This window comes from Pseudoalteromonas sp. A25 (assembly GCF_009176705.1).
In the GTDB taxonomy this organism is placed as follows: domain Bacteria; phylum Pseudomonadota; class Gammaproteobacteria; order Enterobacterales; family Alteromonadaceae; genus Pseudoalteromonas.
On sequence record NZ_AP021846.1, the window covers coordinates 3,797,326 to 3,819,025 of the forward strand.

Annotated in this window: 14 protein-coding genes; 6 read left to right on the forward strand and 8 right to left on the reverse strand. The window is 43.3% G+C overall.

Going from position 1 to position 21,700, the window contains the following annotated elements; genetic code table 11:
- Positions 1 to 71: 71 nt before the first annotated feature.
- From GDK41_RS16355 to GDK41_RS16365, 3 genes are all read right to left on the reverse strand, one after another.
- A complete protein-coding gene (locus GDK41_RS16355) occupies positions 72 to 3,212 on the reverse strand; it encodes an efflux RND transporter permease subunit (protein ID WP_152087398.1) in 3,141 nt (1,046 codons plus the stop codon).
- Positions 3,213 to 3,227: 15 nt separating this feature from the next.
- On the reverse strand, positions 3,228 to 4,391 hold the full coding sequence (locus GDK41_RS16360; protein ID WP_152087399.1) for an efflux RND transporter periplasmic adaptor subunit: 1,164 nt from the start codon (positions 4,389 to 4,391) through the stop codon (positions 3,228 to 3,230).
- A 221-nt stretch (positions 4,392 to 4,612) separates the two neighbouring features.
- Positions 4,613 to 5,857: an aspartyl protease family protein gene (locus GDK41_RS16365; RefSeq protein ID WP_152087400.1), complete on the reverse strand. Its 1,245-nt coding sequence runs from the start codon at positions 5,855 to 5,857 to the stop codon at positions 4,613 to 4,615.
- A 58-nt stretch (positions 5,858 to 5,915) separates the two neighbouring features.
- Here GDK41_RS16365 and GDK41_RS16370 point away from each other — a divergent pair, with 58 nt between their 5' ends.
- On the forward strand, positions 5,916 to 7,178 hold the full coding sequence (locus GDK41_RS16370; protein WP_172971633.1) for a tetratricopeptide repeat protein: 1,263 nt from the start codon (positions 5,916 to 5,918) through the stop codon (positions 7,176 to 7,178).
- A 128-nt stretch (positions 7,179 to 7,306) separates the two neighbouring features.
- Positions 7,307 to 9,079, forward strand: a complete 1,773-nt coding sequence (locus tag GDK41_RS16375) for a PKD domain-containing protein (RefSeq protein WP_152087402.1) — start codon at positions 7,307 to 7,309, stop codon at positions 9,077 to 9,079.
- 136 nt (positions 9,080 to 9,215) lie between these two features.
- Here the strand turns inward: GDK41_RS16375 and GDK41_RS16380 are convergent, their stop codons facing one another.
- The 3 genes from GDK41_RS16380 to GDK41_RS16390 all read right to left on the reverse strand — a co-directional run bounded on the left by GDK41_RS16380 (position 9,216) and on the right by GDK41_RS16390 (position 15,299).
- Positions 9,216 to 12,083 (reverse strand): TolB family protein, encoded by a 2,868-nt coding sequence (locus tag GDK41_RS16380; protein WP_152087403.1) that lies wholly within the window; start codon positions 12,081 to 12,083, stop codon positions 9,216 to 9,218.
- Positions 12,084 to 12,288: 205 nt separating this feature from the next.
- Entirely contained in the window at positions 12,289 to 13,140 is an 852-nt protein-coding gene (locus GDK41_RS16385; protein WP_152087404.1) for a D-hexose-6-phosphate mutarotase, read from the reverse strand.
- 200 nt (positions 13,141 to 13,340) lie between these two features.
- Positions 13,341 to 15,299: a methyl-accepting chemotaxis protein gene (locus GDK41_RS16390; RefSeq protein ID WP_152087405.1), complete on the reverse strand. Its 1,959-nt coding sequence runs from the start codon at positions 15,297 to 15,299 to the stop codon at positions 13,341 to 13,343.
- A gap of 183 nt (positions 15,300 to 15,482) precedes the next feature.
- Here GDK41_RS16390 and GDK41_RS16395 point away from each other — a divergent pair, with 183 nt between their 5' ends.
- The 4 genes from GDK41_RS16395 to katG all read left to right on the forward strand — a co-directional run bounded on the left by GDK41_RS16395 (position 15,483) and on the right by katG (position 20,033).
- Complete coding sequence (locus GDK41_RS16395) at positions 15,483 to 16,703, forward strand: porin (RefSeq protein WP_152087406.1); 1,221 nt, start codon at positions 15,483 to 15,485, stop codon at positions 16,701 to 16,703.
- A gap of 113 nt (positions 16,704 to 16,816) precedes the next feature.
- Complete coding sequence (locus GDK41_RS16400) at positions 16,817 to 17,212, forward strand: YbaN family protein (protein WP_152087407.1); 396 nt, start codon at positions 16,817 to 16,819, stop codon at positions 17,210 to 17,212.
- Between the two features lie 68 nt (positions 17,213 to 17,280).
- On the forward strand, positions 17,281 to 17,658 hold the full coding sequence (locus tag GDK41_RS16405; protein WP_152087408.1) for a VOC family protein: 378 nt from the start codon (positions 17,281 to 17,283) through the stop codon (positions 17,656 to 17,658).
- Between the two features lie 164 nt (positions 17,659 to 17,822).
- Positions 17,823 to 20,033 (forward strand): catalase/peroxidase HPI, encoded by a 2,211-nt coding sequence (gene katG, locus GDK41_RS16410; protein WP_152087409.1) that lies wholly within the window; start codon positions 17,823 to 17,825, stop codon positions 20,031 to 20,033.
- A gap of 52 nt (positions 20,034 to 20,085) precedes the next feature.
- On the opposite strand, the gene GDK41_RS16415 is transcribed toward katG, so the two are convergent.
- Positions 20,086 to 20,733: a histidine phosphatase family protein gene (locus GDK41_RS16415; RefSeq protein WP_152087410.1), complete on the reverse strand. Its 648-nt coding sequence runs from the start codon at positions 20,731 to 20,733 to the stop codon at positions 20,086 to 20,088.
- A 47-nt stretch (positions 20,734 to 20,780) separates the two neighbouring features.
- A complete protein-coding gene (locus GDK41_RS16420) occupies positions 20,781 to 21,602 on the reverse strand; it encodes a 3-deoxy-manno-octulosonate cytidylyltransferase family protein (RefSeq protein ID WP_152087411.1) in 822 nt (273 codons plus the stop codon).
- Between the last annotated feature and the right edge of the window lie 98 nt (positions 21,603 to 21,700).

A 21,700-nucleotide genomic window follows, 5' to 3' on the forward strand; every position in this document is an offset into this window, starting at 1 on the left:
GCAGTGTCGTCTATACAAAATAAAAAAGGCCAATCTCTCGATTGGCCTTTCAAGATTTTCGCTTAAAACCACTAAGCGTTTTGTACTTTACTTTTGGCTTTGAACAGCCCCTTTATACCACGACCTAGTGTACCAAAAGCACCTCTTACATCGGTCATTATGATGTATAGGCACGGCACCAATAGCAGTGTAATAAGCGTGGCAAAAACAACCGCAAAGCCAAGCGATACAGCCATAGGAATAACAAACATTGCCTGTAGGCTGGTTTCAAACATAATAGGTAATACCCCAACAAAGGTGGTAATTGAGGTCAATGTGATTGCCCTAAAGCGCGCACAGCCGGCATTAATCACCGCCTCTTTTAGATGCGCCCCTTCTTTGCGGGCTTGGTTCACAAAGTCAGTCATCACTAGCGAGTCGTTAATCACCACCCCAGCCGCTGCAATAATGCCGTAGGTAGACATCATGCTTAAATCTAAACCAAAGAACAAATGCCCCCAAATAGCACCGACCAGACTAAATGGAATTACCGACATAACAATCAACGGTTGCGCATAGCTTTTTAATGGAATAGCTAGCAAGATGTACACTATCAGCATGCCAACAATAAAGAACACCAGTTGTTCATTGGCCTGCGCTTGTTGCTCTTCAACTGAACCACCCAACTTAGTTTTAACCGATGGGAAATCTTTAAGTAGCTGCGGTAACAAGTCATCATCAATGCGTTTTGTCACAGCATTCGGCTCGACTACTTCTTCATCGATATTACCGTAAACATACACTGTACGATAACCCTCTTCTCGGCGAATGTAGCTGATCCCTGGCTTTTCATTTAGGTCCACAACATCACCCAGCATCACTTCTTTGCCTTTTGGTGTTTTTATCATGGTGTGTTTTAACGATGAAAATGCTTCTCGTGTCAGTTTAGGGTAACGCACCATCACACGCACTTCTTCACCATTTCGGATCACACGCTGAGCTTCGCCGCCGTAAAAACTCGCCCCAACCTGACTACCAATGTCTTGTAACGAAAGCCCCAAATCATAAGCCACTGGCTTTAAGGTAAGCTGAATTTCCTTACTTGCAGGGTCGATCGTGGAGCTAATATCAAACAGCCCTTTTTCATCTTGTAGCATGCGAATTAATTGACGACCCGCAGCATTCAAGGTGTCGATATCAGAGCCATATAACAGGTAACCAAAGTCGCCATCTTGTCCTAAGTTAATCACTTCTTCTTCGATTAAAATCGATTTTACGCCCGCGATCTCGGGCATGTTTTCTCGCCAGCGTCGAGTTAGTTCAAAGGTATTAAATGGCCGCAAATCTTCATCTACCAGTGGTGCCAGCACTCGACCCTCAGTTCTTTCTCGGTTCATCACCAATACATCGCGAACCATTTTATGACCAAATTCCTGCTCAATTTTCTTATCTTCTAACATGATAAGTTGCTCTAACTGACGAATTGCTGAAATAGTCTGCTCGTCTGAGGCATTATCATTCATCGTCAAGTTTATGGCAGGAAAATCATGAGGGATCTTGGGCACGAACAGCGTTCTTACCGCTCCACTTGTAATAAGCGCAACACTCATAATAAACATGCCAACAAAAGCAAAAAGTACCGTCCAGCGCCATTGCACACACAAGGTTACAAAGCGCTTATATGGGCCATTTACAAAACTGAAAAAACGTTTATTAAAGCGTACTCGCCAGCTGGTTTCAGCCATTGGTTCAAACTTAGTATGAGCAATATGGGCAGGTAGAATAAGCTTAGATTCCACTAAGCTAAATGCGAGACAGAGTAATACAACCCCAGCAATAGATATAAAATTAGAGCTATCAGGTCCACTTGAAAACATCAGTGGCGCAAAGACTGCCATCGTGGTAAGTACACCGAAGGTTGCCGGTGTTGCTACCCGTTTTGCGCCGCGCACAACATTCTCTACACCGGGTCCTTTATTCTCAATTTCTGTGTAGGCGCTTTCTCCTATGACTATGGCGTCATCCACCACAATCCCCAGCACCATAATAAATGCAAACAAAGACACCACATTAATGGTAATACCAAGTAGTGGCATCGTCATAATGGCACCCAAGAAACAAATGGGTAAGCCAACCATAACCCACAATGCTAACTTAAAGCGTAAGAAAATAGACAACATAATGGCAACCAAAATCGCACCTTGGAACAGGTTTGTTTTCATCATGTTTAATCGGCCATTAAGATAATAAGTCATATCAACCAGCGGTACGATTTCTACACCTGCAGGCAACTGTGCATTTTTTTGCTCTATATACGCCTTGACGGTTTCCGCTATTGGGATCATGTTCTGATCTTTGGTTGCTTTCACCGAAATGTACACGCCATTTTTGCCATTAAGCTTGAAATAACGTTCACCTTCAGTGAACTCATCTTTCACGACAGCAACATCTTTGAGCAGTAATTTTGCGCCATTCTCCCCAACTTTTACTGGGATTTGGCGAAACTGCTCTGCATTGTAAGATTGGTTTTCTACACGTACCGAAATAATACCGGCATCGGTACGCAGTTGACCTGCCGATAAATTGGTTGAATAGGCTCGAATAGCCGCAGTCACATCATTAATAGTCAAGCTATACTGACGTAACATGTCTGGGTCTATTTCTATTCCGATTTCATCCAAAGGTACATTTACCTCAACCAAAGACACATTACTGAGCTGCAGCAATTCATCTTCAATATTCTTGGCAATGGGTTTTAAGTCCGTAAGTGGTAAGTCAGCTGAGACCGTCATACCAATCACATCTTGACGAAACTCTCGTTGGCTGACCGTTAACGGCTCCATAGCCGCTGGAAACGTCGCGATACCATCAACACGAAGCTTCACTTTATCCATAACATCGGCAAGCTCAACATCAGGGTCAATCTCTAGTGTCGCACTACCACCATTACGAAAGGCGCGATACACACCTTCTTCAATTTCGGTCACATCTTTAAGTGCTTCTTCAATCTTAATTAAAATGCTTTCTTCGATTTCTTGCGGAGAGGCACCGGGGTAAGTCGCTTCCACATTGATGTAATTAAGCTCAACGTTTGGAAACATTTGTCTTTGAATCGTAAAATATGACGCTATACCTACAATGAGGATAAACCACATTAACAAGTTGGCTGCGACTGAGTTATTAGCAAAATAGGCGATGATGCCCGTTTGCTTTTCGTGCTGTTGCATACTCATAGTGTTCACCCGTCCTTAAAGCTTTTGAGAAGACGGTTGCGCATCTGAAGAGTCAGCCCCAGCAACCTTAACCGCCATCCCTTTTTGCGGATATTCAGGTACCGTGGTAACAATTCGCTCATTATCATTCAAGCCAACATTCACAAAGAAGAACTCACCTTCCTCACGAATCACTTGCACCTTACGAGGTTCAAGTTGGTTGTCATCATTTAGCAACCATACCGTTTGATTATTCACTAAGTCTTGTGGCAAACGATAAATACGATTAAGTGTTTTGCCTGCAAAATTAACTTGTACAAACGCACCAAACTTAATGGCTGGTTGATCTGATTTTAGGCCATACGGGTCGTCTATTCGAACCACCAAGTTAACCATCCGCGTTTGCGTATCGACAGTGCCTAAGTCTCTGTCGATCACCGCTTCACGGGTAAAACCATTTAGGCCACTTTGTGTCACATTCGCTTTAGTACCTGCAACCACTTTTGGCAAAAATGCACTATCAAAGCCTGCGATAGGAATGATCACTTCTGCAGATTCAATATTATTGAGTTGCGCAACCGCCGTGCCTACGCCGACAAACTGCCCTAAACCTACGTCACGAGTCACCACTAATGCATCATATGGCGCAACCACTTCACAATTATCCAAATCTCGCTGGGCACGTTTAAGTGCCGCTTCTGCTGATTTAACCGATGCGCTAGCACTCATTAGCTGGGGTTTACGAAGAAATAAGTCAGTGTGCTTTTTACTTGGAAAGCGTCGCGCTTCATCTTCTGCCACATCGGCAAGTGCTTGCTCTTCAATTAAAGCCGCTTTAGCGCGAGATAGCTCAGCTTGAGCTTGCAGCAATGCAGCTTCATAATTGTCTTTTTCGATGCGCATCAACACATCTCCGCGTGCCACAATACCACCGGCAATAAAATTAGGGTGCCAATAAGTCACTTCACCTGAGACTTGCACCGACAATTGAGTTTGTTCAAATGGCTTAACTTCACCATAACTATTGATCATTACTTGGTAGTCTAAAGCGGAAATTGACTCGACTTCTACCACGGGTCGACTGTCAACGGCCTCCTTTGCTTTTGGGTCTGCTGCAATAGCGTTGATACCGACAGCGCCAACCGCACCGATCATTAATACCGCAAAGGGCAATATCCATTTGAGAGTTTTTGTTTGCATGACTTCACCTTGTAAAATTTTCCTATGCCTATAGTAACAATTATATGCGCAAGGAGAATGTGACATTTGTAATTTTATGTTTCTTACTTTGACATAAAAAGAAAGTCAGCCATAGCAAGACTTTAAATTAAGGGAGGCACGTCACTACATACTCAAACCAACCGTCTTGAGAATAAATAAATTTAATAAGAAACAAATAACTATAAGTTAAGCCAATACACTCAAAGCGCTACATTGAAGCCTGGAATATCTGAAAAGGTCACCGTTTTGCACTGCGGGTCGTTCAAGCTTAATTGTTTAAGTGGTGATTGCACCCAACACAACTGATGCTGTTTGGCTTCATTGCTAGTATTGAGCCAATCATCAACAGTTAGTTTTGGTGTGTCTTGGTTATTCACTTTCGTTATAATATCACCTACTTTTAAACCAATATTGCTTGCCCTTGGCGCGACAGCTCTTACGACAAAATAACCACTTCGTAGCTTTCTAAGCTCTAAACCAGACAGGTTATAACGCGATTGAAATGCCTGCGCTCTAGGCTGTAAATAGAGCGTATCGGTATGATAATCAATAGTTGATACAAACTGATTTAGAAATGCGTTACCGATGATCCACAATTCATCTTCATCTTCTGTTGGTATAAAGTTTGCCTTTACATTAGGAACTATCAAGTTTGCTATCTGAATACGTTTGATATGTCCTCTTTGATGCTGCGTTTTTCCTGATAAGCCAAAGTCGGCAGCATTCACAAGCCGACCCATATCCAATTTATGGTTTTCTATATACCTAGCACTGAGCTTTAAGTAGTGGCGTGAGCCCGTATCTATGACAATCGGCATGTTAACCGTATGCGCTTCAGTTAGTTGAAATTGGGCTGATATCTTTAATTTACTCAATGAGCGTGAGATAGATATTTCATGCGCACCCGGCTGGGGGCTATGTGCGCGCTGCGATAACACAATTTGCTTTTTCGCTTTATCAAACGTCCAGGCAAAATGACGCATAACATCATGACCAATTATGCCATCAAATGTCGCCTCATCATCACGTAAATAGTATTTACTCGTTGACGTTGGAATAACCGCCATTATCAAGTTATTAAACCTTGCAGCTCCCAAGTCAAAAACACCCACCTGAGTCTTATAAGCCAAACTATTTTCTTCATCTCCCCACCCTCCAATCATTAACTGAGCCTGTCTCGGTAGTCTCATTGCCGCAACTTTAGGCGTATCAAACAAAGAGCTAAAACTGGCGCCCGTATCTATTAGTAACTTCAAGCGATGACCATCTACATCCACATATAGGTAGCTTTTCTCTCCCTCAAAATAGGCATTTAATAATGTGCTGACCTGCTGAGATTGCCAGATAGGCTCAATATCAGAGTTGGCCCACTTCATACCTACTGTGCGTACAAAAGTACAACCAGATAACATGACAACCAGTGTCACTAGTAACCCTATTTTCATAATGTATCTTGAGTAAATAAACTTACCAGCAACATACAACCCTATAAGTGAAGTAAGTGTGAAACCGCATCGTGATATATCTTTTCAAACTAAAAACAAGTTGCGAGCTGACCATGTAATAGATACATTGTTCGTAGTACTAATCGAAGTAAGCCCAATCATGAAATTCGTTATTCTGCTCTTGATTTTTGCCTTAACTGGCTGCTCGCATACAGCGAAAAAAGTTGAACCTATTACAATCCCAGCTCCCGTATCCCTGATGAATCATGCATTATTTAAGACTGTTCACGTTGCTCAAGAAGAACACATTTTTACGCTGCCAGAACACGAGCAACTCGCTTTCAAAGCTCATGTAAAACAAGCACAAGATAAGCAAGTACGAGCCGATCGCATCATTGCAGATTATTTAGAGTCTAGGATCAGCAACTTTAGTTATGATGGCGCGACATTAACAGCCAGTGAGGTGGTCGCGCAAAACGAAGGTAATTGCATCAGTCTCGCTATTTTAACTCAAGCGTATGCTGACCTTATTGGCGTTGAAACCAGCTTTAGTGAAGTTGCATCCATACCCGTATATAAACAGCAAAACCAAACCGTACTGATTTCTCACCATTTTAAGACCAAGCTTTATGCCCCTTTAGAGGAAGGGTCTGATTGGATATACTTTATGAAACCAGGAACCGTGATTGACTATTTCCCCGTCAAAGACATAGCCTTTGTTGGCAGTGCGAGCTACCAAGATTTAGTTGCTAAGTACTATGCAAACTTAGCTACAGAAGCCTTACTAAAAGAACAGTTTGATCTGAGTTACTCTTTGCTAGTAAAAGCTTTTTTATACGCTCCGTATGATCCTGAACTGATTAGTTTAGCTGCGATATTACATCGGCGTTATGGCGATACTCAAACAGCACTAGCACTATACGAGTTTGCCTATAAAAACCAGCTTCTCTCAAGTAATTTACTTCACAACTACAGCTTTCTTGCACTGCAACTTGGTCAAACTGAACGGGTCAAAGAACTTGATAATGCGTTATATAGCAGCGCTAAAACGCCGTTTGATTTTATCCAGCTTGCAGAGCAGGCTATTGATCGCAAGAAATATATAAAGGCTGAGAACATTTTGCAGGAACTAGCGCAAAATGCACCTTACCTGCCCGAACCCTTTTTCTCATTGGCAAAAGTGCGCTACTTACAAGGTGATATCAAAGCAGCTCAACAGTATTTGCAAAACGCTCTAGATAAAGCTGAAGATCAACACAAGCAGGGTATCTATCAGGCTAAACTCGCCACCCTAAAGCAATTTGATAGCGGTTATAACTAAATCAAAGTACAAAATTAAATACAATGTTAATTTATTATTAACATTGTATTTACCTCACCGTTTTTTCGTTCTACCTTAGATGTGTCTAACTTTTAGACAAACACATAATAAGCATGTAAGGATAAACAATGAAAAAACGCTATTTTCTTCCGGCTCTGGGTTTCGCTTCAATGACAGCGCTAGCTCAAGCACCGTTGACCGAAACACAAATGATGAACTTCACCAGTAAAACCAATGAAGCAGTGATCGGTAAAACAGCCACGTTAAACCTCGCATTAAGTGGTAAAACAAACACCATTATGCAAACAGTCTCTCATCCTAATGCCAGCTATCTCAAACTGCACTTTAAAAATGTTAATCTCAAAGGAGGTGGCAAATTAGTCGTTAGAGCAACAGATAATAGCGAGCGTTATGAGTACACTGAAGCAGACATGCGCAAAGCAACCTTGGAAAAAGGTGATAATGGCGTGAATCATTTTGCAGCAATGTCAGTGTCAAGCGATACAGTTATTGTTGAATATACCCCTGGTGCAGACCTAAATACTACACTAGGTACGCCTGTTATTGATTACTACCACTTTGGTATTGAAAACCAACTTAGCAGTGATGATTTGGGCACAGATTCTACATGTGGTGCTATGGAGCGCCGTGATGTGCAATGTTGGTCGCAATCTCACCCTGAAGAATTTGAACGCAGCCGACCTGTTGCGCGTCTAGTCATCGGTGGTCGCAGCCTATGTACAGGCTGGCGTGTCGGTGCTGACAACCGCATGTTCACCAATAATCACTGTGTGGAAACAGCCTCTGAGCTCACTTCAACCGAAGTATGGTTTAACTACCAGCACACAACCTGTAATGGCACAACAAAAGAAACCGTTGTTAAAGTGACGGGTAAAGATTTCTTAAAAACTGATTACACCCTCGATTATACGCTGTTTACAGTGAACAACTTTGAGCAAACGCAACCATTTGGTTACTTTGGTCTTGATGTTAACGATGCCACCCAAGGGCAGCGTATTTATATTCCTCAGCACGGAGCAGGCAATCCAAAAGAGCTATCTATCGAGTCAGATCAAGATAGCAATGGCCTATGCCAAGTCAACGAAGCAAATGCGAACGGCCGCGGCACAGGCACTGACTTAGGTTACTACTGCGATACCATTGGTGGCTCTTCCGGCTCACCAGTTTTGGCAGCTGATACGCGCGACGTTATTGCCTTGCATCACCTTGGCGGTTGCACTAACAAAGGTGCCAAAATCAGTAAAATTTGGCCACAAGTGTCTTCTCACTTTAACAATGAGGTACCTGTAGGCGACCAACCAACTGGCGACCCAGTCCCCGTTGCGAGCTTCACCTATTCATGTGACCTACTTAGTTGTCAATTTGATGGCTCTGCTTCAAGAGTAACTGACGGCTCAATCACACAGCATGAGTGGCAATTTGGTGACGGTAGCAACGCTGACTTTGGCAGTAATGTTACTCATAGCTATGCCAGCGCGGGTGATTATTCAGTAACACTAAAAGTGACTGATAACAATGGCCAAACCGCTTCTTTGACTAAAACAGTCTCTGTCATCAATACCGAGGATCCTGCGCAATTACAAAAGGGCGTTGCCAAAACAGATTTATCTGGCGCAAAGTACTCCGAACAGTTTTTCTACTTCGACGTACCTGCTGGCGCATCAAATATTACGTTTAAAATGGCTGGTGGCACAGGCGATGCCGACTTATACGTGCGTAAAGGCGAAAAGCCCACAACTTTAATTTATGATTGCCGCCCTTACCGTTGGGGCAATGGTGAAACTTGTACACAAAATGATGGTTCAGGTCGTTATCATGTGATGATCAGAGCTTTTTCATCTTTTAATGGCGTCCAGCTGACTGCTGACTATACTAATTAGGGCATATCGGGGAGCATGTAGGCAGCGATTGAGCTTACGAGCATAACGCATACACCTGACATGCACGTCATTCTCCATATCTGTTTCATACCCAAGGCGACAGCCATGTCGCCTTTTTTCAAAATTTATCAATAAGCTATAAATCGTACCATAAACCTAACCAAGCACGGTTTTCATTTTCGAAACTGTCGCCTTCCACTCGACTTATCCCCAAATCAACACGGAAATCACTTAACCCAGCCGGTGCAAATTTTCCTAACCATGATTGACCGTTAAAGCCTGTTGACCACTTCAATCCATAACTTTGTCCATATACTTGCTGATCAAGTTGGTGCTGCTGATAGTAAAGCCATGGAAAACGCTCTCGTAAAGCAATAGCCCCTCCATACCCTTCATATCTATGGCCTTGAGCTGCGTAAAATGGTAGATCTGGCGCAGTAATCGTATTGACCATACGAGTATCTGGCAATAAAGACGAGCTAAAGCCACCTAAATACAAAGCCTGCTCTTGTCGTTTCGCAAACTGATATGACAACGACATTGGAATATGAAATACCTTACCAAACAAAGTCGCAGCGAGGTTTTGGCCTTGCCAGTCATGCCCGTCAGTTTTTCCTTCGCTCCAAAAACCGCTCAGCTGCTGACCAATAGAAAACGACTGGTTATCATATTGCCACATCTGTCGAGCGCCCACTCTTAACCACTGATGATCGATGCTTTCCCCTTGCAGCTCCTCACTTGCACGCAAACCAGCAAACACCCCTTTTAGGCGTAACTGCTGCCATTGCACATCATGACTAAACTGACCATAAATCCCCATCACATTAGCTTTATTCCCTTGATTGGCTCGCTGCTGTTTTTGACTGTCGAACTGATAATCAAAAACATGCGTATCCCATTGCGATGCACCGTGCTGATATCGCGCCTTAGCATATACTCCGCTAAGCGCACCATCTGCAATATCCTGAGCAACACCGATATGCCAACTTAGTTTCTCTAAAAAGTCAGATCCTTTCACGCCAATATTTAACAACGATGTGCTCGCAGAGGTATGCTGTGCACCTAATACCAATGACGCTCTTTGTTGCCAAATGTCATACTGGCTTATCTCAGCGCCATAGTGATAGATTTTTGCTTCTGGCAGCTTTATTGAAGCATTAAAGTGCGCCGCCTTTTCATCCACTGAACTATGTTGCACCACCACATTATCAGGTACTACAACACTGCGTGGTGCAAGCTCATAAACCAATTCTCCCTGTAATGTGGCAGGAAGCTGGTACATATCATTACCTTCAAAGCCACTTGCCAAATACAATAACTCACCGCTTGGCAGCTCCAATGGCGATGCAAACAGCGATTGTCCTTGTGTTAATTTGTATAAAGCTCCCGTTACCAATTCAAAACGATAAATATCCACACTGCCATTGGTACCGGCAATGAAATAAAGCGCCTCACCATTTTTAGACCAACTAGGCTGAGTGACATATTGATAACCCACAGGCATAGGCACTTGCACCTGTTCCTGGGTATGTACATCTTGTATATACAACTGCCAATTTTGATTCAACGTATGCTTAAGGTAAGCAAGTTTTTGTTGCTCGTGATGTAACGTTGGGTAATCATATAAAGTACTTAACTGCTTGGTAAATAAAGGTTCAATGGCTTGGCTATGGAGGTCAATTTGGACTAATTCTGAGTAACCATACAAAACCTGTTCAGCAATAACAGCGCGCTTATTTTTACTCAATGTAAAACGGCGAATAGCAGCTCCTTGTGTCAATTGCTCAACCTTACCAGTCTCCAGAGACCAACTAAATAGCTCTCCTCTTCGCACGTGCATAACGTCCGCATCATTCACCGACCCAACAAAATAAATGGTATTACTGTCAAACCATTGTGGGAAACGTATGCCCGAAAAGTTTATCGGCTCAAGTGTGTGACGTGTTTTTTTTGCAAATACTTTTGGTCTTACATCTACGATATCTTGTGGGTCATTAATTAATATTTCTTTTTGTTTTTCAATGAACTTTTCTTCAGCAGTGACGTCCTCCTTAGTCTCATACACATTTAACTTTACTCTGCCCTTAGAGTCACGCTCAACAATAGCAAGCAGACTGCCGTCTTCACTAAGTACAGGACTACTTGCCGTATATTGATAGTCTTGCCAAAGTTCGTTCATCAATGCAGGCTCTTGCTGCTCCTTTAACATCGATTTATAGGTAAACTCAGCAACAAAACGGCGGTAGAGAGTGCTGGGATACTCAGAAAACACCCCATAAAATGCACTATTAAAATCACGAGACTCTACCGCTCTCATACGCGTCCATACAGCATCAAGTGTTTTATCTGAGTAGCGCTGTTCCAGCCATGCTAAAAACCGCCCACCTATCAAATAAGCCATAGATTTAGAGTAATACTCATCGTTTCCCTCATTTAGCTGAGCGTATGAGAGTAAAGCCCCCTGCTGAGCAAGCTCTGTTAATAACGCCTCACCAAAATTGTCATAAATTCGCCCTCGCCCAGTCATTTTTGACTCCATTAACGTGGCATATCCTTCAGCAACCCACCGAGGCATCATTGCTTGAGAAATATCGTATAAATCCCAGCTATCTCTAAGCGCCTGCCGCCAACGGTGTCGACTGGGTTGTGACAAATGTACTAAGTGTATATATTCATGAAGAATTAAAAGTTGCTGCCAACTAGCATGATTGGAAATAACGCTGTCAGATTGCGGTGGCGCGGTAAAAAGAGCCATCAAGGGGTTATCTGTACTAGGTAATGCAAAGCCATTTGCCGCATGTATTGGATCAAATACCACCACATCCGCTTTGCCTTCAAGAACGCGTTTTTGTTGCTGCCAAACTTTTTCTCTAACGATTTCAAGCTCTTGTGCTGCAGAACGCGCCCAAGCCTCATGACCCTCTGTATAGTGAATATTAAAATGATCAGTATTGAGCGTAAACCACTGTGGTGTTGCCCACGCAGACATCACCCATAAGCTCATTAGCTTAATCCAGCTTGTTACAATAATTCTGCAGCGCATCGACATAACCTTATGATATTGAATCTACAAATTATGCCAATAAATTAAGAATGTGGGTGTATTAAATTGTAAGGGTTAATGACAAGTGCGATAAGACGGAAAATGCTCATCAAACACCCGTAACGCATACCCCATTTTTACCACAGGGTATGCGCTAGAGATACAACTAAATCCAGCGTATCGTCGTTGCTAACGTATGACTTTGACCTGGTGCAACGATTGCCATGTCTTCCATCACATTCGCTGCCTCTAAGCACAACATTGTGTGATATTCATCATCTCGAAAGTTACTTAACCGTTTAGACTTTTCAATCCAAGGGTTCCACAAAACACATGAGTGAGAATTTTCTCGTGTCACGGCAATCGCTCCCTCAGGAGTATGTATTGTCTGCGCTGCACCAGCTTGGGTGTATACCATGTCTGTTTCACGCGCGAAGCTAATCACGTCCTGTTGAATAAACGGCCCTTCATTAAACTCGATATAACTTGCACCTTGCAAGCCATCAACCGTGGTGTTCTCAATGTCAGAAGTAGGAAAATAAGTATGTAAAGCCTGAGACAACCTAAAAGCGCTATCACCTAAATTAGTATTTGTCAGACGTACCTCTAATTGCTCAGAAAAACGAAATTCAACTTCCAATTTTGACTTATGAGGCCAATATGTTTCATCAACTAAACGCATCGGTAGCGATAAGCGAACCACGATGTGATCGCTAAATTCATTAACCTCTTCGGCACGCCATAGCAGCTTACGAGCCACACCATGAATGGGCCAATCCGCGTTTTCATGTACACCAAACCAAGGCCAGCAAATGGGTATTCCACCTCGGATCGGCTTTCCTTCTTGGTAATCTTCATCGGCAGACACCCATATCAAGCTACTTTTGCCCTTTGGTGTAAACTCAGTCAATTGAGCGCCCTGTAAAAACACTTTTCCAGTACATAGCGGGCTGTCAATATTGATATATTCAAGACCGCTGTCGGTATGTTGGATAGACACGGATGCAGATAATTCCATCTTTCACCTTATTGTTAGTCTGTGGCTTTCGCTACATTACCGAAAAAGTGCGCTACGAGTAAATAAATAACGGCGAATGATGAAGGTTTCTCATCATTCGCCGTTAGCGTGAGGTAAATATCATCATTGGATGTTGAAGGAGTTACAACGTCTCTATTGTGAACCATCCAAACGCTTATCCACAGTTGAGGTTAAATAGCTTATACCTTAAATTGACCGACCAGATCTGACAGCTGCGCTGACAGTTTATTCATTTTCTCGCCGCTTTGCGCCGTATTTGCTGCGACCTCTGTGACACTGTCGGCGGCATTTTTAATTTCAACAACATTTCTACTAATATCTTCAGCAACATGTTGCTGCTCCTCTGCGGCAGTGGCGATTTGCATGTTAACATCACTAATCGTTTGAATTGACGTTGTAATGTCTGCAAACTGAGTCTGTGCAGACTCACTAAGCTCAACAGCACCTTCGGTTCTTTGCAAACTTTTACGCATTTCTTGTGACACTTGCTCGGTCATTTTGCGTAGCTTATCTAATTGCGAAGCAATCTCTTCTGTTGACTCTGAGGTACGCTGCGACAAGGCGCGTACTTCATCGGCGACAACCGCAAATCCCCGCCCGTGTTCGCCAGCTCTTGCCGCCTCTATGGCGGCATTTAGCGCCAACAAGTTGGTTTGCTCTGCAATACCCCGGATCACGCTCAATATAGACATAATGTTTTCACTTTCACTGTCTAATTGGGTTATGTCGTTGTTAGCATTGGTGATCACCGATGAGAGTTCAGCAACACTTTCCACCGTCCGTGAAATAACACTCTGACCAAGCTCAGATGCTTGCTGTGTTTGTGACGCAAGCTCTGCTGCGTTAGCACAGCTTGCTGCCACTTCATTTGCTGTAGCCGCCATCTCGTTGATCGCCGTTGCGGCCATTTCCAAAGCTTGTCTCTGCTGTGCTGTTGACTCCGTTAACTCTGCAGCTTGTGAGGACGTTGCTTGGGCTGTATGCGTCACCTGCTGTGCACATTGATTTATCTTAGTCACCAACTGCGCAATGAGGTTTAAAAATAAGTTAAAGCTATTTGCCAGCTTACCCGTCTCATCTTTGGTTTTTATATCTAAACGCTGTGTTAAATCTCCGCCGCCTTGCGAAATGACAGTCAGTCCATCGCTTACCTCAGTAATGGGTCCAGAGATTAAACGAGAAATATAGGTACCAAGTGCGACAAAAACTGCGATTAGAATGGCACTTAACACCACGATGGTGATGGTCATATTGTTTGCCGAAGCCATCACTTCACTTTTTTGCACCAAGCCTACAAACTTCCAACCTAATGACTGCGAGGTATAAATATTGGCAAAGTAGTTTTCCCCATTGACTGTGACTTCATGCAAGCCACTATCAAACCGTGCGAGTTTCGCAAACACTCCCCCTGCCACTTCATCAAAAGCTTTAAAAGTATGCTCAGGATACTTGGCATCTGCCAGCACAGTCCCAGTATTTTCAACAAGTACCAAATACCCTGTTTCTCCTAAGCGAATTTTTTTCACAATACCAGTCAAATCACTCAGTGATACATCCATTCCCTGGGCGCCGATAAGTTGGCCGTCCTGTATAATTGCTTTTGCAGTTGACACAATAACCATATCATCTGGTGGCCAATAATAAGCATTGGTGCGCACAGCCTTAGCATTTGCTCGCTCTGCAGTTTGATACCATGGCCTTTCACGCGGATCGTACCCGGCATTGACCTCCCCCTGTGGCCACTGAATATAACCTCCTTCAGTGTTCCCCATGTAAATATATGCAATGCCAGGATGTGTATCCCCAAACAGTTCAAACACTTGATAGGCTTCTTTTTCTATTGAAGAGTTTTGCATCGAAGTAAGGTTAGTTGCCGTACTTTTATCAAAGTAGGTTTGCACCTGTGTACGAGCACTAATCACATTGGGGTGGCTGGCAAGGTAGTCAACATTTTTCGCGATTTCTGCAAAAAACATCGAAATCCCATTATCAATTTGCAATGCTTCTCGGTTTGCCATTTCCGTGAAGTTTTCCAGTGATGCTTGGCGGGTTTGCGAGATCATCAGCCCAGCAATAATAATTAAAGGGAGCGCAATGGCAGACATAAATGCCAAACGCAGCTTTTGAGAAATTCTCATACCCGTACCAACTTCAACTGTTCATTATCAAAATATAGTTAGCGTTTTCTAAGACGGTCAAGCATTCGGAACGTAATCATTAAAATGAGTTTAAGTGGTTGTTTCTAATTTGAGTTAAAGCGCCAATATGGTCTACCCTATTACAGACAACTAACTATCATAGTAACTCTAAAGTGGGTAACCATGCATAAATTAACATCTCTCGCGCTCGCAATGAGCCTAGCTCCCTTCGCTACTCAAGCTAGCGATGCAGAAATCGACAAACTCAAACAACAGTTAGCTGATTTGCAAAAGCAAATACAAAAGTTAGAAAAAAAATCTGTCGAAAAATCCAAGAAGAAATCGTCTGGTATCAAAGTTGGCGGCGCTGTGCGCACTAACTTCAGCCACACCTCTTATAACGATGGAAACAAAAATCGCGGCGGTGATTTCGACTTTGATATTTTTCGGGTGAATTTCGCCGGAGATATTGGCAATGTTCAGCTCAATGCGGAAATCCGTTTTTTTGACTATATGAGTGCCGTAAAATATGCCTATGTAGGGTATGATTTCGCCAAAGACTGGCAAGTACAGGCCGGGATCACCAAAGTTCCATTTGGAAACTGGCCCTATAACTCACATAACTGGTTCTTTAATACCACATATTATATTGGCCTTGAAGACGATCATGATTTAGGTGTCTTGTTCAAGCGAAAACTCAAAGACAACTGGCAATTAGATGTCGGCTTTTTCAAAAATGATGAACTGGGGGGTGTTGACGGGTATGTAGAAGACCGCAGTGACCGCTACTCATACGATATTGTTGGCTACCGTAAAGCGGGCGATGGTATTTATGACAACCCAACTCAGCCTTTAGGCGAATACAATACATTTGTAGGGCGCTACGCTTATCACTTTGAACACAAAGGCGGCACCACTGAGCTTGGCTTTTCAGGTCAAACTGGGGGGCTACACAATGGTATTGAGCGCGCTGGCGATTATCAATCTTGGGCAGTACACGTAAACAGCAACATGGGTCCTTGGAACTTTCAGCTGCAACATGGTGAATATAATTATGATGTAGACGGAGTTGATCGTATGGCGGTAGGTGCTTACGCTTTTTACGATAGCATTGCCGCAGAAGCAACGATGTCTAACCTAAACGTTGCTTATAGCTTACCTGTAAAATGGGGCGCAGTAACGGGGCTGCAGTTTTACAATGATTTTGGCATTATCTACGATAAATCAGATAACACGCAAGACACGTGGATGAATGTTACCGGTGTATCCGTCGCTGCAGGTGGCTTTTTCACTTACTTCGACTTTGTGAATGCTAAAAACCAACCTTTTGTTGGCGGTTCAATTGCGGGTGACAGTGACGATACCGAGCGACGCTTTAATATCAACATTGGTTACTACTTTTAACAGTACGCCGTTGGCAGCCAACAATGCATCGAGCTTTTTGGCTGTCATTAATACTCGCAAACTCACCGCTGTGTGATAAGCTTTTAAAAATAACCTTTTGCGTGAGCTTAGCTATGGCAAAACTTTTTAATAAATGTTTTTGGCTTCATTTTGCTGGCATTAGTTTTGTTGGGCTAGGCTTTATTGGTATTGTATTACCAGTCATGCCAACAACGGTTTTTTTTATTTTGGCATTAGCTTGCTTTACCCGCTCCAACCCCAAATTAGCTAACTGGTTGCTGACTCATAAAAAGTTTGGCCCTTCTCTGGTGCAATGGCATGAATACCGTGTGATCCCAAGAAAAGGCAAGCTGTGTGCACTACTGGGTATGTCTCTTGGTTTTGTCTTACTATTGTTAAGTGACCCTGCTGTTTGGGTGATAGTCACAGTCGCAGTTTGTGAATTAATGGTCATAGCCTATATTTTTTCAAAGCCCTCGCACCGCCCACTATCTGCTAAGTTAAAGTAAAACCGCCAACGTTTCCTAGCTCTCTCTTTTTTGTATAATACTCGCCTCTATGACTAAAAGGATTTGCAATGAACTTAAACCAAGTCACTCTTCCCGTTCATAATATGTGCCAGTGCACTCACTTTTATCGTTTACTCGGCTTTTTACAAATCGTCGACACTGAGCATTATGCACGTTTTGAATGTCCAAATGGCGCCACCTTTTCGTTATCTTTAAGAGAAACTCTGCAGCAACATAATGTGACTATTTATTTTGAGCATGAACAACTTGATGAATGGGTAGAACAACTACAGAAAAAGGGTATCACTTTTACCGAACTGCCTCAGGATAAACGTTATTTATGGCGCGAAGCGAAACTGAAAGATCCCAGTGGCAACAACATAATACTCTATTGGGCAGGTGAAAATCGTTTAAACCCACCATGGAGAGTTGAGAGGCGCCAGTAATTTAAGCTTTCAATAGAAAAAACCGAATACGGCAATCGAGATAAGCCACTGTCAATCCGATAAGTTCATATCTATAGTCTAAAATACAGTCAATGCTTGTAAGTTAACGATGCGAGTAACGAGCGAGCTAGTCATGTAAAATTTTAGTCTAAAAGGGTAAGAGCATGGATCAAAACAACAAAAGTGCAACTGGGAAGTGCCCCATTATGCACGGCAGCAATACTCGTGTAGGTGACGATCGAACTAAAAACACGGATTGGTGGCCCCAACAGCTAAACCTAAAAATCCTTCATCAAAACGATAGAAAAGCCAGCCCTCTTGGTGAAAATTTTAATTACGCCAAAGCCTTTAACAAACTTGACTTAAGCGCCGTAAAACAAGATCTACACGCACTAATGACCGATTCAAAAGAGTGGTGGCCAGCAGATTTTGGTCATTACGGTCCCTTTATGATCCGTATGGCCTGGCATGCTGCTGGAACCTATCGAACGGCAGATGGTCGAGGGGGTGCCGCCACCGGAAATCAGCGCTTTGCACCATTAAATAGTTGGCCGGATAATGCCAACCTAGATAAAGCTCGTCGACTACTTTGGCCGATAAAACAAAAGTATGGCAACAGTATCTCGTGGGCTGACTTGTTTATTCTGGCGGGCAACGTGGCGTTAGAGTCTATGGGTTTAAAGACTTTCGGCTTTGCCGGCGGTAGAGAAGATATTTGGGAACCAGAAGAAGATATTTACTGGGGCGTGGAAAAAGAATGGCTAGACAACCAGCGTTACAGCGGCGACAGAGAGCTTGAACATCCATTAGCTGCTGTGCAAATGGGCTTAATATATGTCAACCCAGAAGGCCCTGATGGCAACCCAGATCCCGTTGCTTCGGGCAAAGATATTAGAGAAACATTCAAACGGATGGCAATGGATGATGCTGAGACGGTCGCACTGACGGCTGGGGGACATACTTTTGGTAAATGTCACGGTGCCGCCTCTGATTCCCATGTGGGTCCGGAGCCTGAGGCAGCCGCCATTGAAGAAATGGGATTTGGTTGGCGCAATCAATATGGTCGTGGTCAGGGTTCAGATACTATTACTAGCGGCATTGAGGGCGCTTGGACGCCAAACCCCACACAATGGGATAATGGTTACTTTGACATGTTATTAGGCTATCAATGGACCCTGTCTAAAAGCCCTGCAGGTGCGCATCAGTGGGTGCCTAAACAACTTGCCCATGAACACCATGCCCCTGATGCAGAAGATGCCAGTAAACGCGTTGGTATCATCATGACTACCGCTGATATGGCGATGCGTGAAGACCCTAAATATCATGAGATATCAAAATACTATCATGATAACCCTGATGCCTTTGCGGATGCTTTTGCACGCGCATGGTTTAAGCTCACCCATCGTGACTTAGGTCCAAAGTCACGCTACTTAGGCCCTGAAGTACCTGATGAAGATTTACTATGGCAAGACCCACTGCCAAATGTGGAACATGAACTGGTCGACCAACGAGACATCGATTACTTATCAGCTCAGATCCTAGCTACAGGGCTAAGCGTTTCAGAGCTTGTATATACAGCTTGGTCATCAGCGTCGACCTTTAGAGGCTCTGATTGTCGCGGCGGTGCAAATGGCGCTCGCATTCGTCTTGCTCCGCAAAATCAGTGGCAGGTAAATCAACCTAGTCAATTGCAAAAAGTACTCTCTACATTAGGCCAGATCCAGCAGCAGTTTAACGATACACAAACATCAAATAAAGCCATTGCTTTGGCAGATCTGATTGTATTAGCCGGCGCAGTCGCCATTGAAAAAGCGGCAAAAGATGCAGGGTTTGACATATCTGTGCCGTTTACGCCTGGACGTAGTGATGCCACCGCAGAGCAAACTGATATTGAGTCTTTTGAGGTACTAGAACCCATTGCCGATGGGTTTAGAAACTACCTTAAAAAAGATTACAGTGTTAGTGCTGAAGAATTATTACTAGATAAGGCACAATTACTGACACTTACAGCACCAGAAATGACCGTATTAATAGGCGGTCTGCGAGTGCTAAATAGCAACTTTGACCAACAACCTCATGGCGTATTCACAAGTCGTCCTGGTGTGTTAAGTAATGACTTTTTTGTTAACTTATTAGACTTGGATACACAATGGCGTCCTGATAATGAGCAAAGCAGCACTTTTACTGGGTACTGCCGAGCTACAGGAAAGCCAAAGTGGCAAGCAACACGTGTAGACTTGGTTTTTGGCTCAAACTCGCAGTTAAGAGCGATCAGTGAAGTGTACGGCAGTGACACAAATCAGTTGAAATTCGTAGATGACTTTATTTTGGCCTGGAACAAAGTCATGAACGCCGACAGATTTGATATTAGATAAACAGAGTAACCTAAAAGAGCACATCACTGGTGCTCTTATTTAAATCGGTGGGCTATGCCTTTTGACTCGGTGTTAGCCCCCACTCTACACAACGCCAGTCAGAGACTTTGCCAGTCATATTTTCAAAAATACAAATGCCACCCGTAGGCACTTTAAGGTTACTAAAGCCAAACTGAGAGTCAATGACATGACTAAATCGCATAATTCCATTGCTGCTGACCATCAAGGTCGTTTTGTCAGCTTGGTTTGTTAACAGATTTTGAGCAAATGAACGCCACCCCATGCGCAATGCGTCAGGGTTGACTAACCAACCTTCCGGGACCTGAGCATCACGATTCCAGCGCTCAATTACCTGTTTGCCAAGCGCGATATCACCGCCACCTAAACGCTTCATCACCATCTCTTCGACTTGGTTTTCATCTGGACCATAATCGATTTCGTTTAAAAACTCATCTAGTTTAATAGCCGTAACATCGAGATTCAGCACCTCACAAATCAGCTGCGCTGTTTGTTGATGGCGCTTTAATGGACCTGCATAGACGACATCTGGTGAAAGGTGGTTATCACGCAAATAATGACCTACTGATGTGCTTTTGGTTTGTTCAACTAAATCCAAATCGGTACGCGCCCCCACTCGAGTAGGCGTATCTGTTGGCAAAAAGGTATTGCCGTGTCTTACTACGATTAATCGGGTTGTCATTAATATTTATCCAATTTTATTCAAATCTACGCATAATGATCACAACATTATCTGGATAGATCATATTCGCCATCTTTGGCAATAATCGCTTGTGCACGCTCAATATCTTCGGGGCTATCTACACCACTCATGCCCGTTCGGCCTCGATAACTTACAGGCACCATTTTCACAGCCATCGCATTTTCTAAAAAGCGCATTTGCTCAAGCCCTTCACACGCTTCATAGGTGCTTTCTGGTAACGCTAAATAGGCTTCTAATGCCTTCGTCGTATACCCGTATAAACCGATATGACGCTTAACTGGAGACAACTCTGTGGAGTCACGCATATCTTGTTCTTTTCGTATCGCTGGAATAATATTTTTACTGAACGTTAAGGCCAATTGCGCTTTGTTAACTTGTACAGTTGTACCGCTAAATGGGGTGATCTTTTTTACTTCTCTAAGTTTATCCAATTCTTGCCATGTTAAATCCACATACGGGGTAAAGACTTCTCCCACTTCACTGGTGCGCCAAGACTCTATCAAAGCACTAATAAACCACGGCGGACAAAGCGGGTTATCACCTTGTAAGTTAACGATAAAGTCAGGTTTTTCTGGCACCTTTTGCAGCACATCATAGCAACGCTCAGTACCACTGCTACATTGCGGCGAAGTCATGATACAAGGCACTTGATGTTGCTGACACAATTGCTCAATTCGCACATCATCCGTCGCTACCACATAGTCACATTGCGCTAAATTCTGGCAAACGTAGCGTGCTATATCTGCAACGCGTAGCAGCATTTCTCTACCGGCTATTTTTATTAAAGGTTTACCCGGCAACCTAGTGCTGCCAAATCTTGCAGGGATCACGACCAACGTCTTATGCATTGAGAAGTCCTTAGAAGTTTTTATAAGCGGCTTTATCACTTTCGATAGCCTAAATTACTGCACATTATAGAACGTCTATCACTTTACTTTAAGGGCCA

Coding starts and splice junctions, on each gene's coding strand:
- GDK41_RS16390 (WP_152087405.1), bottom strand. CDS start 15,299: ATGAGAATTTCTCAAAAGCTGCGTTTGGCATTTATGTCTGCCATTGCG.
- GDK41_RS16405 (WP_152087408.1), top strand. CDS start 17,281: ATGAACTTAAACCAAGTCACTCTTCCCGTTCATAATATGTGCCAGTGC.
- GDK41_RS16360 (WP_152087399.1), bottom strand. CDS start 4,391: ATGCAAACAAAAACTCTCAAATGGATATTGCCCTTTGCGGTATTAATG.
- GDK41_RS16415 (WP_152087410.1), bottom strand. CDS start 20,733: ATGACAACCCGATTAATCGTAGTAAGACACGGCAATACCTTTTTGCCA.
- GDK41_RS16395 (WP_152087406.1), top strand. CDS start 15,483: ATGCATAAATTAACATCTCTCGCGCTCGCAATGAGCCTAGCTCCCTTC.
- GDK41_RS16380 (WP_152087403.1), bottom strand. CDS start 12,083: ATGAGCTTATGGGTGATGTCTGCGTGGGCAACACCACAGTGGTTTACG.
- GDK41_RS16385 (WP_152087404.1), bottom strand. CDS start 13,140: ATGGAATTATCTGCATCCGTGTCTATCCAACATACCGACAGCGGTCTT.
- GDK41_RS16355 (WP_152087398.1), bottom strand. CDS start 3,212: ATGAGTATGCAACAGCACGAAAAGCAAACGGGCATCATCGCCTATTTT.
- GDK41_RS16420 (WP_152087411.1), bottom strand. CDS start 21,602: ATGCATAAGACGTTGGTCGTGATCCCTGCAAGATTTGGCAGCACTAGG.
- GDK41_RS16375 (WP_152087402.1), top strand. CDS start 7,307: ATGAAAAAACGCTATTTTCTTCCGGCTCTGGGTTTCGCTTCAATGACA.
- katG (WP_152087409.1), top strand. CDS start 17,823: ATGGATCAAAACAACAAAAGTGCAACTGGGAAGTGCCCCATTATGCAC.
- GDK41_RS16400 (WP_152087407.1), top strand. CDS start 16,817: ATGGCAAAACTTTTTAATAAATGTTTTTGGCTTCATTTTGCTGGCATT.
- GDK41_RS16365 (WP_152087400.1), bottom strand. CDS start 5,857: ATGAAAATAGGGTTACTAGTGACACTGGTTGTCATGTTATCTGGTTGT.